At 57.6% G+C, this 14220-nt stretch carries 15 protein-coding genes; 8 read left to right on the top strand and 7 right to left on the bottom strand.

The genetic code is table 11. The features are described from left to right. Positions 1–3 precede the first annotated feature (3 nt). A complete protein-coding gene (locus tag Q0J85_RS07550; protein ID WP_294479876.1) occupies positions 4–2463 on the bottom strand; it encodes a hypothetical protein in 2460 nt (819 codons plus the stop codon). Between the two features lie 55 nt (positions 2464–2518). After that, positions 2519–2731, bottom strand: coding sequence for a hypothetical protein (locus tag Q0J85_RS07545; RefSeq protein WP_294479872.1), 213 nt, complete (start codon positions 2729–2731; stop codon positions 2519–2521). Between the two features lie 77 nt (positions 2732–2808). Here Q0J85_RS07545 and Q0J85_RS07540 point away from each other — a divergent pair, with 77 nt between their 5' ends. Next, complete coding sequence (locus Q0J85_RS07540; protein WP_294479870.1) at positions 2809–2952, top strand: hypothetical protein; 144 nt, start codon at positions 2809–2811, stop codon at positions 2950–2952. A gap of 46 nt (positions 2953–2998) precedes the next feature. Here Q0J85_RS07540 and Q0J85_RS07535 read toward each other — a convergent pair whose 3' ends face one another. Beyond that, positions 2999–4066, bottom strand: coding sequence for a GntR family transcriptional regulator (locus Q0J85_RS07535; protein ID WP_294479866.1), 1068 nt, complete (start codon positions 4064–4066; stop codon positions 2999–3001). Positions 4067–4289: 223 nt separating this feature from the next. On the opposite strand from Q0J85_RS07535, the gene Q0J85_RS07530 reads away from it, so the two are divergent. Both Q0J85_RS07530 and Q0J85_RS07525 read left to right on the top strand, forming a co-directional pair. After that, positions 4290–5129, top strand: coding sequence for a thioredoxin family protein (locus Q0J85_RS07530; RefSeq protein ID WP_294479864.1), 840 nt, complete (start codon positions 4290–4292; stop codon positions 5127–5129). Between the two features lie 13 nt (positions 5130–5142). Beyond that, positions 5143–6687 carry a thioredoxin family protein gene (locus tag Q0J85_RS07525; RefSeq protein ID WP_294479862.1) on the top strand — a complete coding sequence of 515 codons (1545 nt, stop codon included), beginning with the start codon at positions 5143–5145 and terminating at the stop codon, positions 6685–6687. Positions 6688–6691: 4 nt separating this feature from the next. Here the strand turns inward: Q0J85_RS07525 and Q0J85_RS07520 are convergent, their stop codons facing one another. After that, positions 6692–6907: a hypothetical protein gene (locus Q0J85_RS07520; protein WP_294479860.1), complete on the bottom strand. Its 216-nt coding sequence runs from the start codon at positions 6905–6907 to the stop codon at positions 6692–6694. Between the two features lie 358 nt (positions 6908–7265). Beyond that, positions 7266–7424, bottom strand: a complete 159-nt coding sequence (locus tag Q0J85_RS07515) for a hypothetical protein (RefSeq protein ID WP_294479857.1) — start codon at positions 7422–7424, stop codon at positions 7266–7268. Positions 7425–7863: 439 nt separating this feature from the next. On the opposite strand from Q0J85_RS07515, the gene Q0J85_RS07510 reads away from it, so the two are divergent. From Q0J85_RS07510 to Q0J85_RS07495, 4 genes are read left to right on the top strand one after another with little or no spacing between them, the layout of a single operon-like run. Next, the gene (locus Q0J85_RS07510; protein WP_294479855.1) at positions 7864–8934 is read left to right on the top strand and encodes a substrate-binding domain-containing protein; all 1071 of its coding nucleotides are present in this window, start codon (positions 7864–7866) and stop codon (positions 8932–8934) included. A 2-nt stretch (positions 8935–8936) separates the two neighbouring features. Continuing rightward, positions 8937–9650 (top strand): type II secretion system protein, encoded by a 714-nt coding sequence (locus Q0J85_RS07505; RefSeq protein WP_294479850.1) that lies wholly within the window; start codon positions 8937–8939, stop codon positions 9648–9650. Between the two features lie 43 nt (positions 9651–9693). Next, on the top strand, positions 9694–10716 hold the full coding sequence (locus tag Q0J85_RS07500) for a cellulase family glycosylhydrolase (RefSeq protein WP_294479848.1): 1023 nt from the start codon (positions 9694–9696) through the stop codon (positions 10714–10716). Continuing rightward, positions 10619–11551 (top strand): hypothetical protein, encoded by a 933-nt coding sequence (locus Q0J85_RS07495; protein ID WP_294479846.1) that lies wholly within the window; start codon positions 10619–10621, stop codon positions 11549–11551. The genes Q0J85_RS07500 and Q0J85_RS07495 overlap by 98 nt, the downstream gene beginning before the upstream one ends. 69 nt (positions 11552–11620) lie before the next feature. On the opposite strand, the gene Q0J85_RS07490 is transcribed toward Q0J85_RS07495, so the two are convergent. Beyond that, positions 11621–12898, bottom strand: a complete 1278-nt coding sequence (locus tag Q0J85_RS07490) for an alpha-L-fucosidase (RefSeq protein ID WP_294479844.1) — start codon at positions 12896–12898, stop codon at positions 11621–11623. 106 nt (positions 12899–13004) lie between these two features. Between Q0J85_RS07490 and Q0J85_RS07485 the strand changes: the two genes are divergently transcribed. Then, positions 13005–13790, top strand: coding sequence for an AraC family transcriptional regulator (locus Q0J85_RS07485; RefSeq protein WP_294479842.1), 786 nt, complete (start codon positions 13005–13007; stop codon positions 13788–13790). A 19-nt stretch (positions 13791–13809) separates the two neighbouring features. Here Q0J85_RS07485 and Q0J85_RS07480 read toward each other — a convergent pair whose 3' ends face one another. Continuing rightward, positions 13810–13995 (bottom strand): hypothetical protein, encoded by a 186-nt coding sequence (locus tag Q0J85_RS07480; protein WP_294479839.1) that lies wholly within the window; start codon positions 13993–13995, stop codon positions 13810–13812. Between the last annotated feature and the right edge of the window lie 225 nt (positions 13996–14220).

The following is a 14220-nucleotide window of genomic DNA, read 5'->3' as shown; positions in this document are numbered from 1 at the left end:
CGCTCAGCGCCAGCACACCTCGTCGCACTCGATGCTCCACCCGCCGAGCGCGGAATTCATCTCCCGTTCCGACAGGTCGAAAATCTGAATGGCAGAACGATTCCCCTCCGCGTCGACGGCCTGAAGCGCAATCGGAATCCCCGTGAAGTTCCGCGGCAGAAGTTTATCGGGGAATCCCACCACGAATGTACGCACCTCTCTCCCCGCGCCCGGCAGCGCGAAACCGCGCGAGGTTTCGTTCACGATCTCCTCCGGGAAGATCGCGAGCTGTTCGATGACCGCCTCTTCCCCCTCTCCGGCTTTTCCGGGGTGGCGGAACGTCACTTCGACCGCACCGGAGCGATCCGGTTCGAGCCGGAAGTTCGGCAGCCGGACGGCATGCCAGCGCGCCCCGCTCCGGCCGTGCAGCACCGGACCGGCCGGAATCGTGGTCGCGGCCGCGCCGTTCCCGCGGAAGATTCCCCGTTCCACCCGGCGGGGATAGTTCAGCGAACAGACCAGCGACGTACCTGCCGCCGCCCGGTATTTGATTCCGAGGAACACGCCGCCGCACCCCTCCGGCCGTTTCGGCACCGCGAGCGTCAGCCGGATCGACTCGCCCGGTTTGACCGGCACTTCGCGCGCCGACGCCGCCAGCGGCGCGGCACTCGCCTCGACCCGCACCGGACCGCTCAGGTCGTCGACCGCGTCCACCGCGAGATTCGCCTCGGAAACATGCAGCCGGATTCCCGTAATCCGCGGCGGCGTCCGGTCGATCCCGTAAAGCACGCTCCACATCCACGGATCGACATACTCTTTCGGCGGCAGCGGCGGCTCCTGAAACTCCCGGCGCTTCATCCGCGCCAGCAGCCGGACCATCGCAAACGGGTCGGGAGACTCGTTGCTCCACGACGGTTCAAGCGCGGTCTTCTCCTCGCGGTCGTTCCACGATGAGAGATTCACGATGACTTCCGGCCCCGCCGCTTCCAGCGCCGCGCGGATCGCCCGCACAAAATATTCGCTCCGGTCGAACGAACGTTCCGGCAGCACGCTCGGAACTTTCGCCCAGCGTCCCGCGTTGTTGAATCCCGGATAGATCCAGACCGCGTGCTCGAGTTTGTTTTTCCGGGTTTTATTCGCCTCGGCGACGAGTTCGGCGCTCTTGCGCACGCTCTCGCTCCACCGTTTCCAGAAGATCGCCTCGTCCGGCGGAAAACGCTCCGCCTCCCACCGGTCGCCGCCCGTGCCGTAGGTTTTCGTCCCCTCCTGCCGGTAGTGCGTCCAGACGTTGGCCGGGTGTTTCAGACAGGCGAGCCCTTCCACCTGAACCATCTTCTCCGCCGGGCCGCACACCATCCAGTAAACCGGCTCCCCGAACGCTTTCTCGACCGTCTCCATGATCCGCTGATGCTCCTCAGGGGAGTAGGGCAGATTCCACGCCTCGTACTGATAGACGATCCGCCCGTTCCTCCGCAGAAATGCGTCCGGATAGCGTTTCGCCAGCGAGAGCACCGAGAGCGCCCGCTCGACAAATGCGTCAATCTTCTTCGCCGATGCGGGCATAAACTGGATTTCGTCGTGAATCCCGAGGCGGAATTCCTCCTCCTGCGCCTGTTTGAGGCACTGCTCAAAGTGTTCGAGATTCATGAATTTCCGCCCCAGCGCCGGATCGGGATAAAGCTGCATGAGCACCCCGTCCAGCCCGCTGTTCTTCATGCAGCGCAGCTGCCAGCGGATCACCTCCGGATTTCCGGACGAATAGAACCCGAGGTACGGATAAATCAGATCCGCCCCCGCCCGGCGCCAGAGCGGCCCCGAACTCGTGAAGTATTCGCTGCGCCCGTCGTGATATCCCCAGGTCAGAAAGAAATCATCCCCACCCTCCGGCGCCGACGAGGCGTAAAACCACGAATGCCACTCCTGCGCAATGAGAAACGTTCCAGTCAAATCCGGCAGAGAAGAATCTTCCGGCGCAACCGGTTCCGCCTGACGCACCGGCACGGCCCGGATCCGCTCCGCCGACGCCCTCTCGGACTCCGAGAGAATCCGTTCCAGCCGGAGATCGGCGATCTCGGTCGGTCGCACCACATGAAACCAGACCGATCCGTGCACACCCGGCACACTCTCCTCCATCTCCGCCTCGAACTTTCGCCATTCGCCCCCCGTCGCCGGAAGCCGTTTCTCCAGCAGCGCATAGGTGTCGTTGCCGTGTTTGATGATGAAGTGAAGCTCCCCCTCCCCGAGCCGGTAGCGGAATTGAACCCGGTACTTCGCCGGTTCAAACGCCACCACCGGCCGCGTCCAGACACTCGTCTCCCGGCCCGTTCCCGGCACGACCCGCCAGATCCCGTCCGCCGCCTCCAACCGGGTTCCCTCCCCGATCGACGCCCATTTCTCCGGAGCAGGCAGCTCCAGCTCCCCGGCTCCGCCCGCCGTCGCGAGGCAGAGAACCGCCAGCAGAATTCCCAGTGTGTGTCGTTTCATCTGGTCAACCTGTATTTATTCTTATGAACTGTTCCTGTCGTTTTACTGTTACCGTCTAGTGGGAGGCCGGGGCGTTTCCGCCTTCCTGAACGTTGCAGAGTCGTGGGCAGCGGGGGGCGTTTCCGCCGCCCCCCGCACCCCCGGCGTCCGGCAGGGTGCCGGTGCCGCGTACGGGTCGGAGTCGGACTCGGCTGCGGTCGGCCGACGCGAGGGGAAAGAGCCGCAAAAACGCGAACGGCTCTTCCCGCTTTTCTGCGGAAAGACCCATTCGCGTTTTTGCTCCACTTCGCCGCTTGCCGAGCGGAGACTCTGTTGCGCGGCAATGCTTGGCCGATGAGGAGTTTGATGGATGGTTGGTACGGGGAGAGACGCGGCCTTTCCTGCCGCTTTCTCTCCCCCGAACCCCTCTCTTGTTCTGCCGGGCGCTGGAATGCGCTGCCGAGCGATGAGTGGAAAGTGAACTATTTTCACCATTTGAAATTCAACTGATGTGAAATTGCACTTCATGATGATTCCCTTTCTATCTCATTGAATATCAAAATTGTTTATTCTGCTCACTTCCATACTCCAGGGTGTGCGGAATCGTCCTCTGCCGGTCCAGTCCGTCCTCATGTTTCTGCATCAGCGCCTCAAACAGCGCCTCGCCCGCCTGCTCCAGGTGCATGTCGATCGAGGTCAGCGCCGGAGCGGACGGGTAATATTTCCACATGTTGTCGATGCTGATGACCGCACAGTTGCGCTCCTGCTCCCGGAGCGCCTGCAATAGCCCGATCGCCCGGTAGTCAGTGGCGGTCACAACCGCGCTCACCTCCGGGCACTCCGGCAGATGTTTGAGCGCCTCTTCCCGGGCCGGCACCGGCAACCCGCGGTAGACGAACCAGCCGTACTCCTCCCGGCAGGGCAAGCCGTACCGCCGCAGCGCCCGCCGGTAGCCGCGGTGCCGCGCCGAATCCGGATAGTCTCCGAAAAACGCAATCTCGCGATGCCCCTGCTCCGCCAGAACCGAAGTCGCGTCCTCCGTCGCTTTCCCCACGTCACAGAACACCGTATTCAACTTGCGGCCGAACGGTTCGTTCGTGTAGAGAGAATAAGCCGCACCTTTCCGCACCACGTACTCCACAAGCTGTTCACAGGATTCGTAATTGAGAAAGATGAACATCGTGTCCTCCCGGTCAGCGAGATTCCGGAATGCCTCTATCCCCGTGGAAATCGGCGCAATGTTGACCGGAATGCCGCGCCTGCGGGAAGCCGCGACCACCCCCTTGAGGATCAACTGCGTAAAACACCAGTCCGGCGAAGTCCGGGCCGGGTCGAACATCTCTTCGGAAGCGGCAATGCAGTAGACCGTCGGCAGAACTTCCCTTTTCTCCCCGCCGCTCCGCCCCGTGTTTCCGGAGACAAACGTCCCCTTGCCGCTCACACTGTAAATCAGCCCCTCATCATACAGCGGCTGAAGCGCTTTCGTCAAAGTCGCCTGGCTCACCTGAAACCGCTCCATCATCGCCTTGACGGTGTAGAACCGCCTCCCCGCAAACGCCCCGGACGAAATCTCCCGCCGCAGCTGCTCGCAGAGCTGTTGATGTTTGTAATTCGTCTGTATCATTCCGCATCCTTAAAAAAACATATCGCATATCGATATGATTTTATTATGACAAATCCGACACCAAAAGTCAAGAGAGAAAGAGAAAAAAACGCTTTTTTTTCGGAAAATGATCGATAAAACGACTCCGGGGATTGACGGAGCGGCCGAAACGTTGTATTTTGCTTGTACAGGAGAAATTGTCAACCGAACGATCGAGCTGTTCAGAAAAATTACAGGAGCTGCCATGAAGAAACTGTCTGCCTTGTCCGTCTTGCTGTTCGGAATCTGCACTGTGCTGTTCGCGTCGCCGCCGGACGGAAACTGGTTCACCGACGCCAAAGCCGCACTGGCGGAAGCGAAAGCAGAAAATCTGCCGGTATTCGCCTACTTCACGGGATCGGACTGGTGTCCGTACTGCAAGATCTTCTCCGAGAAAGTGCTCCAGACTCAGCGCTTCCGGGATTTTGCAAAGGGGAAAGTGGTTCTGCTCTATCTCGATTTTCCGCAGGAGCAGCAGCTCCCGGAATCCCTCGCCCGCCAGAACGAGGAGTGGCAGGCGCGCTACCGGGTCGAGGGATTTCCGACCGTGCTTCTGGTCGATGCCGACGGCCGCGAAATCGACCGGCTCGGCTACACTCCCCAGGGAGACTTCATCGCCACGCTCAAAGCAGCTCTGAATCCGGCGAAAGAGGCGGATTACATTCCCGCCGCCGGCTGGATGAACAACTTCGACAAGGCTCTCGCACTTGCGACGGAGAAGAAACTCCCGGTCGTCCTCGTGTTCACCGGCTCGGACTGGAGCCCGGAGAGCAGAAAATTCAAGTCCGACGTGCTTGAAAACAAAGCTCTGCACGAATTCGCCGCGGGGAAAGCCGTGCTGGTCTGCATCGATTTTCCGCGTTCGGTGCTTCTGCCGCGCCCGATTCTCCGCCAGAACAGCGAACTGCTGGAGAAGTATCAGCCTGCCGACCTGCCCGCGACTCTGATTCTCAACGCCGCCGGCGAAAAAATCGGCGGATTCGAGGGCGGCGGCGATCTGGCAGCTTATCTCCGGCAGCTGAAAACAGCTCTCGATTCCAAATAGAGGAAACGAAACGATGAAAATCACCCTTTTCGCCGCCGTGCTCACGGCAACGCTCTTCGCCGCACTGAACGGGACTGCCGCCGCGCCGGAGCCGTTCGACTGGAAAAGTTCGGTCTCGGGAGACGAACTGACCTTGACGGTCACGGTCGCTCCGGATCACTATTTCTATGCGGACAACTCGTTCCGGCTGAATATCTCCGGCCGCGATGGCGGCAAAGTGGAAACCCTCTCCTCCCCGCAGTCGCAGGAGATCGACGACGAATTCATGGGCAAGGTCGCGATCTATCCCGCCGGGGAATGGGTCTGGAAATTCCGGGGGACTCCCCCTTTCTCCGGCAGTGTCCGGTATCAGGGCTGCCGCAAGGCGGTCGACGGGGAACCGGCTCTCTGTTTTTTGCCGAAAACATTCGAGATCGCCCCGGCGGCAACGGCGGCTCCCCCTGCCCGGCCCCAACTGGAAGAACCGGACCGGAACCAGATTCTCAAAGGATTTGCGATTGAGCGCAAGGCGGTCGGGCTCATGAACGCGGCGGAATTCCGGAACTTTCTCGCGCCGGGGAATTCCCCGGGCGGCTCTGAAGCGGAAGAGTCCTCCGGGATGTTCGACTCCGCCGGGATCTGGCTCGTGATGCTGCTCGCGCTGCTCGGCGGACTCGGGCTGAATCTGACGCCGTGCGTGCTGCCGATGATCCCGGTGAATCTTGCGATCATCGGCGCGGACGGAGCGGGACGCGGAATGGGATTCCGGCGCGGACTCGCCTACGGCACCGGAATGGCGGCGGCCTACGGCGTGCTCGGTGTGGTCGTGATCCTGACCGGCGCGCGCTTCGGGGAATTGAACTCCTCGAGCATATTCAATTTCGTGATCGCGGTGGTATTCCTGATTCTTGCGGCGGCGATGTTCGGAGTGTTCAACATCGATCTCTCCGGAAAATTCCGGATCAGTCCGAAACAGCTCAAAGGAGGGAAAACCGCGGTTGCTTTCGTGATGGGGGCGGTGGCGGCACTGCTGGCGGGGGCCTGTGTAGCTCCGGTCGTGATCGGGGTGCTGCTGTTTTCGGCGGAGCTCTATTCCGGCGGGAACTATTTTGCGCTCGGACTGCCGTTCCTGCTCGGGGTCGGGATGGCGCTGCCGTGGCCTGCGGCGGGAGCGGGACTCGGCGTGCTGCCGAAACCCGGACGATTCATGGTTTACGTGAAGAACGCTTTCGGCGTGGTCATTCTGCTCGCTGCGCTCTGGTACGGGTGGCTCGGTTTCACGCTGTTGCCGGGGAGTTTCTCTCCGGAGGCGGAGATGGCGAAACTCGAACAGGGTCTCGTCGAATCGCGCGCGACGGGGAAACCCGTGCTCATCGATTTCTGGGCGACCTGGTGCAAGAACTGCAAGGATATGGAGCGCAACGTATTTCCCGATCCGGAGGTGCAAAATCTGCTGAAAGGGTATATCGTCGTGAAGTTTCAGGCGGAACAGCTGAGCGACCCGCAGGTGCAAACCCTGCTCGACCGCTGTGAGATCCCGGGCCTCCCGGCATTCGTAATCCTCGCCCCGGAAAAATAGTCGATTACGCAAAAATCGGATGCGGGAAGGAAAAACCTTTTGAGGAAAGGTTCTTTTCTTCTCGCGCACTTCCCGTTCCAAACCAGTGCAAGCTTGAAAATCGGATAAAAACTGAGCAAATGCCCGCATCTGTTTCCGGATATGGAATCCGGCTGCCGCACAGTTGATTGCGCTCCATCCGGTGTTCGCTTTTACAATGTCCGATCACCGGTTCAATCACTCTTCAAACCATTTTCTCGCGACTCAGCACACTTTCGACGATCATACAATTCTTTTGAATTGATTTCTCCCGTATTTATTGCTCGTTTATAACTGGCTTTTTTTTTGATTATTGATTTTCCAGTTTTTTTATATCCGTCACAATTTTACCATTTATATGAAATTTGCTAATATACGGAACTCCAATTATCTCGGCACATTTATAACTGTAACTATGACAAGAGCATAGCCTTAACACCAATTCAAAATTACAGGAATGCGCTTCTCCCCCCGCCTGGACAACATTTTATTGAAAGATTGGAGTAAAAGCCGATATCACCTGCAATCATTCAAAACAAATGTGCGCAATTTTCCGGACGTCATCCGTCGTCAGCAAGACATTTATCCGCATAATAATCTGGTACATCATAAAAATAAATCACTTGAATACTCTTATTTTCAAAATGATTTATTTCTATGTCACTATCTGTTTTTCTTTTTTCAATATGACGTAAAATGATATCACTTAAATCATCCACATTATACCTCTAAATATCAATCAATCGGATACGCATGTAAGCCTTAGCGTCTGGATTAATTTTGTCATGTGCAGGAATAAACGGTTCCGGTTTTCCGTAAAAAAAGTGACTTTTTCTCCATATTGACTGTCAATGAGAGTAAGATAGCATGGAGGAGCCTGATTGCAAATCAGAGTCTCTGAATCCGGAATCGAATTGACCGATTCGGAAACTCCGGAACCGTCCGAGCGACGGAGCACGACGCGGAAAAACGGCCATGACCGTCTTTGTCTCAAACAAAAGTTGCATGTGATGAAATGCCCGTCAGATTCAGGCGGCCCGATCTCCGGGATGCCGACGGCAACAGGTTTTTTTTTCAATAACTGTGCACATCATTCGCTGCAACTGTGCACATGAGATATAATATTAACAGAACCAGACACAGTTTCAGAGAGACACAATGCAGTTGAAAGAACAATCCAGCGAACTTTGCGACCGGTTGAATGACGAACTGGTCAGCTTTTCACCGGGGAGCCGTTTTTATTCGGTGCGCCAGCTCATGCTCAGATACCGGGTCAGCCGCCGGGTCATCGACGCAGCCCTCGCACAGCTCGAACAAAAGGGCGCCATCGAGACCCGCCCTCAAAGTGGAATCTACGTCAAACAAAATCGTCTCCGCAAGCATGTGGCACTGCTCATGCCGGATTGGCCGAGCGAGGGAAATAAACAAATTCAACAGTGTCTCAAAGAAGAGTTTCAGAAACGCGCCGACCGATATGTCTTTTCCACCATTCTCTATGAATATCAGGAAAATCTGGTGCGGAAAATCACGCAGATTCCCGCAGATGTGCACATCGTCGTGCGCCCGGGAGATCCACTCGAACGGCGGGAACTGGCTGAATACGCGGCCCTCCCATCCGAGGTGATCTTTCTCTGGAGCGACCTGGCCGACGTCTCTTTGCACTCTCTGCACGCCGACAGCGAATACGGCGGGATGCTGGCCGCAGCCTATTTCATCCGGAACGGCCATCAGAATCTGGCGGTTCTGCCGTCGGAACCACGCAACGGAGACATCATCAACAGAATCGCCGGCTATACCGGCGTCGCCCGGCTTTTCGGTGCAAGAGTGACGGAAATTCCGTGTGTCGTCCACCCGTGGGATTACTCCATACGATGCGCTCACGACGCCATCTGCGACTATCTTGCTCAGCACGGATGCAATTTCACGGCGCTTTTTATGATGAGCGATGAATCCACTCAGGGGGCGTTGGCCGCTTTCGCTGAAAACGGGATTCGGATTCCGGAGGATGTCAGCATCATCGGATACGGCAACGACCACAACGCCGAATTCTTCACCCCGCATTTGACCACCATCTCCGGACGGCAGCAGGAGTGCGCGGCGCAGTTGGCGGCCGCCATCGACCATCTGCTGGAAAATCCCGGGGAAATCATCAACATTTCAGTTCGACCGAGCCTCATCGAACGGGACTCGGTCATCAATCGTAAGAAAACCGCAAACCAGGAGGGCTGAACATGAATTCCGACTCTAGAAAATTCACATTGATTGAATTGCTCATCGTAATAGCGATCATCGCAATCCTCGCCTCGATGCTGCTGCCGGCACTGAATCAGGCGCGCGACCGGGCCAAACAGACCGGGTGTGTCAACAATCTCAAGCAAATGGGCACAGTTCTCGCCAGTTACGCCGGAGATTTCAACGATTACTATCCCACGACCGGCAGCCCAAACTACCAGATGGTGGAGAATTGGGGATACGAGTGGGGATGCTGGGGGAACAATGCCACCCCCACCATCAAAATCATGAAACCCTACATGGGCACCTGGAAACTGATGATCTGCCCCCCCGACATGGCCACCAACCCGGAGAACATTCAGAAACTCTGGAAGGGCGAAACTCCAACTCTCGTTTACGAGGTCGGAGTCAGCTACGATTATTACAATCGGATCTACCCCTCCAGCTATCCGGGCGGCGGCGCCTGGAGCCGGAATCTCCCTCCCCGCAAGATCACCAAAACTTCCAACGCCATCATGGGAGACGGGCACCTCTGGTACCGCAACGTCGGCTGGCGGTGGAGACACGGCATGGAGGAGACCAACGGGAGTCGTCCCCATCGCCCGGTCCGCCAGAACTTCCTCATGAACGACGGACGGGTGGTCTCTGCGAATGCCACACTGCAGAACGACACCTATTCGTTCGCTGCGAACGGCGTCATGCCGATCCACTGACGGAAAATTCCGCCAATTTTTCAAATAAGGAACCCATTGCAACATGAATCATTCGCGCCTTCTCATCGCTTTCTGCGCCCTGCTGCAGAGTGTCACCCTGATTGCCGGCAGCCCGTGGGGCATCATGTCCCATCCGCTCTGGTCAAACAAACCCGCCGACCTTGAGATGGAAATCAAAAGATGCAAAGAAGCCGGGATCACCTGCATGCGCACCGATTTCGGCTTCGGAGCCATCGCCGGGGAAAAGGGGAAATACAATTTTACCCGTTACGACAATCTTGTCGACAAGATGGGAGCGGCCGGAATCGAGATTTTGCCGATTCTGGAGGGATACGACTGGGAAGTGGCCGGAAAACGTTCCGACGCGGTCCCGCTCTACCGTCATCCGGAAGAGTGGCGGGCCTACATCCGCGCCGTCGCGGAACACTACAAGGGGAAAATCCACGCCTATGAGATCTGGAATGAGCAGGATGGCGGTTTCTGGAAACCGTCACCGAATGCGGCCCAGTATGTTTCACTGCTGAAGATCGCCTTTGAAGAGATCAAAAAAGTCGATCCGGAAGCGACTGTCATCGTCGGCGGCCTCTGCGGCTGGAACGTCGACTTTCTGCGCGACATCTACCTGAACGGCGGCAAAGATTACTTCGATGCGATCGCCACGCATCCATACGGCTGGGGACCGGATGCCAGTCCCGGAGTTGCCGCCCAGTTCCAGGCATTCAAACAGCTCCTCGCCGAAAACGGCGATCAGGGGAAAGAGATCTGGATCACCGAATTCGGAACATCGACCTTCCGTTCGAGTCTGCTGGAACAGCAGCCGGATGTGTTCCTGCGCGCAATCGATCTGGCGATGAAAAAAAATCGGCCGGAAGCCGCAGTCAAAGCTCAAAGTCGGCGTACCAGTCGGACTGCGCACCCCCGGCAAAATCGTCGATGCGCCGCGAAAATGGCTGCCGGGCGTCGAGTATGTGAAACTCACGCCGGAAGAACTTTCCAAACTCGATCCGCAGGAAGTTCCGGTCTACATCGGATGCGAAAATCTCGGAATCGAAGAGGACTATCTTGAACCGTCCCGCAAATACGTTGAAAAGGGAGGCATTCTTCTGGCATTCGGGCAGGTTCCGTATTACGTGAAAAATTACCGGCAGCCGAACGGCACCTGGGGGCAGAAAGATGCCGCCGGTGAACTCCATCCGTTCCTGCGCATCGGTTTTGAGGCGTGGTGGACGAAAAAGGGACTGCCGCAATCCACGTTCCATATCCGAACCGTCCCCGGCATGACGCAGGAAGGGATCAAAGAGCTCGGCGATGTCTACGTGACCCGTTTCCTCTCACCGAAAAATCTGCAGCCGGGCGACACCTACACTCCGATCGTGCAGGCTCTGAACGGCCGGAACGAACCGATCGGTGAAGCACTCGCGCTCTACACGTTCCATGACTGGAAAGGGGCGATCCTCGGCTGCACGCTGCTGTTCGACAGCGGCCTGTCCGAAGAGGAACATGCGAATATGATTCAACGCAACTACCTCGAATACATCGCCGGAGGCGTCTCGAAGCTCTTCGTCTACAATCTGCGCAACAAGGGAACCAACCTGGCCGAGCGGGAGGATAATTTCGGAATCGTCCGCCGGGATTTCTCCCCGAAGAAAGCGTTTTTCGCCTACCGGGAGATGACGACCGCACTCGGTTCGGATCCGGAATTTCTCAAGGATCTCTCCCCCGCGCCGCAAGTTCGGGCTCTGCTCTTCCGCCGCACGGAAGACGGACGGCAAATTCTCGCAGTCTGGAACACGACAGCCGACGGCTCGTGCGAAGTCAACGGCAAGTTGTACAACGGCACCCGGGTCAACTTCATTCCCGTGGATTCGGGAGCGGCTCCGAAAATAACCGCCCGTCCCTGAGTGGACGAAAAAAACGGCGGAGGCCCGGATTTCCCGGGTTCTCCGCCGCTTTTTATTGCGTGTCGAAGATTATTTCAGAACCAGTTCGATGACCGGGACTTCGCACCCCTGCCCCGGCAGCAGCGTCGGGAGTTCCAGCGTCAAAGCGCCCTGCGGCGTATGGCTGTTGAGGTTATCCGTCTTCTCTTCGCGGATTCGGATCTCACTGCCGTCGGCCAGCAGCTGCGCGTATTTCACCTTGCCCGCCAGATTCTCCAGATGAACATGCTTGAACGGCCACACGAGGCAGTGCAGATAGAGCCGCTTCGTCTCCGGATTCCAGGTGTAACGGCAGTCCGCCGGAGCCGGAAACTCCGCCGGAGCCGTCCCGCAGCCGTAAATCGAACGCGAATTGTATTTCATCCACTCCCCATAAGCCGCCAGCCGGTCGAGCGCCCGGCGGTCGATATAACCGCGCGAGGTCGGACCGACGTTCATGAGCAGATTCCCGCCGCGTGAAACATGGTTGATCAGCATCTCAATGCACATGCGCGGAATCTTCCAGCTCATCTCGTCGCGGAAATATCCCCATGAACCCGAAAACGTCTGACACCCCTCCCAGACCACCGGATTCCCCTGCGCGTCCACCATGCCTTTGTCGGGCGTGAACTGTTCGGGCGTCTCGATGTCGCCGGAGCCGGGCAGATCGAGCCGGTTGTCGACGATGATCCCGGGCTGAAGCCGGTGGACGAGTTCGTACAGCTTCTCCGACTCCCAGTCGTCGCGCCCCTTGCCGTTCTCGCCGGGGTAGGAGAAATCGAACCAGATGATCTCCACCTTGCCGTAGTTCGTCAACAGCTCCGTCACCTGGTCGCGCATGTACTGTGCATACCGCTTCATGTCCCGTGTCGAATTGAGTTTCGCGATCTCCTCCGGCGGAAGATCCCGCAGCGGGTGAATCCGGTCGATCGTGAAATCCGGATGATGCCAGTCGAGCAGCGAATAGTAGAATCCCACTTTCAGCCCCTCCCCCCGGAATGCGTCGACGATCTCGCGCAGAAGGTCACGACCGACGGGCGTGTTCGTCACCTTGTAATCGGTGTATTTCGTATCCCAGAGGCAGAACCCCTCGTGGTGTTTGGTCGTGATGACGAAATATTTCATCCCCGCCTCGCGCGCAGCCTTCGCCCACGCTTTCGGATCGAACAGATCGGGATTGAACATCTCGAAGTAGATCTCGTAAGCCTCATTCGGAATCCGTTCGGCATGGCGCACCCACTCATGCCGCGCCGGAAGCGAATAGAGTCCCCAGTGAATGAACATCCCGAACCGGTCATGCACGAACCATCTCGTATCGCCTTTTCCCATCTTTTCGTCTCCTTTGCCGTTTGAAAAAAATCGGGCGGTCGATTATATTTTACGATATTTCATGACTTTTTGCAACATTCGCTCGATGAATAAAGTGGAATGAGATATGAATAAAACAAACATGCCGTCATTTTCCGACAGGCAGATTCAGCTCGAAGAGGTGCGAATCCTCCCGCTCCGGGAATTCTGGAACGGCTTTCTGCTGAGCGGCGGATTCTGGCGGCTGTACTGGAATGACGCTCCGGGCGCGGGGGTGATTCTGAACGGAAGAAAGATCGAACTCCTGCCTGACGCGCTCTACGTGCTGCCGCCGTTTCCGGAACTCTATACGTTCTGGGATGGAGCGACGGTCAATCAGCTCTACATCCACTTTGAAGCCGCCTCGCTCTTCGGGAGTCCTGATGCAAGACTCAACCGGCTCGACCTGACTCCGGAACTCCGGGGACTGCTGGAAGAGGCCAGTCAGCTCGCCGCAGGCAACCGGGACTCCGGGCGGCTCGATCTTGTGGCCCTTGCGCTTGTCGCAGTGTCCCTCACGCGGCTGCCCCCCGAGGCGCTGTGCGAACTAGACCGGGACCGCCGCATCACGCGCGTCTGCGACTGGATGCGCAGTCATACGGCACGCGAACTCGATATTCCGGCATTGGCGGCGCGCACCGGATTCGCCCCGAATGCGTTCATCCGGCGTTTTCGCGAAGTCACGGGATGCACGCCGCACCGGTATCTGCTGAATCTGCGCTACATCCAGGCGGCACGGCTGCTTGAATCCACCGATCTCGGCATCGACGAGATCATCGCCGAGATCGGCGTCCGGGACCGCTTCCACTTTTCCCGCACATTCAAACGCTTCTACGGGACACCGCCCGCCGCGTTCCGCGCGTCCCGCCGCTAGTTCGCGCCAGAGGCGGGACTTACACTTCGGCAGCCGCATTGTCCTGACCGCCGGAAAGTTTGAGAATCTCCACCACAGGAGCCCCTGTCAACAGCTTTTTCGCGGCTTGTTCTCTCCGAAGCTTCTTCTGAAAATTCAGCGCATGGAATAGAAGTTCCGCAGGCGTGCTGGTCGCATGGGGAAGATGGTTGCGGATCAAAACCAAGCTCTGTTCTTCCCGGCCATCGATTCATACCGACTTCGATCCCGTTGAGCTGATGGAGCAATTCAGATAGCAGAGCCCCGCCGGCAGAATGTCAGCGAAAACATCACGTTCACCCAGCCGGACAAAATTGACGGGTTCGACCTCATCACCTTCCATGTTAGGTTTTGTCAAGCCTCTTTTGTAACTTTTTTCCAGTTTTTCTTATATTCGAAGCATAATTCCCCT

The organism is uncultured Victivallis sp., assembly GCA_944389935.1.
GTDB lineage: Bacteria > Verrucomicrobiota > Lentisphaeria > Victivallales > Victivallaceae > Victivallis.
Note: the sequence above shows the minus strand (reverse complement) of the source record. Positions and strands in the feature narration are given on the sequence as shown.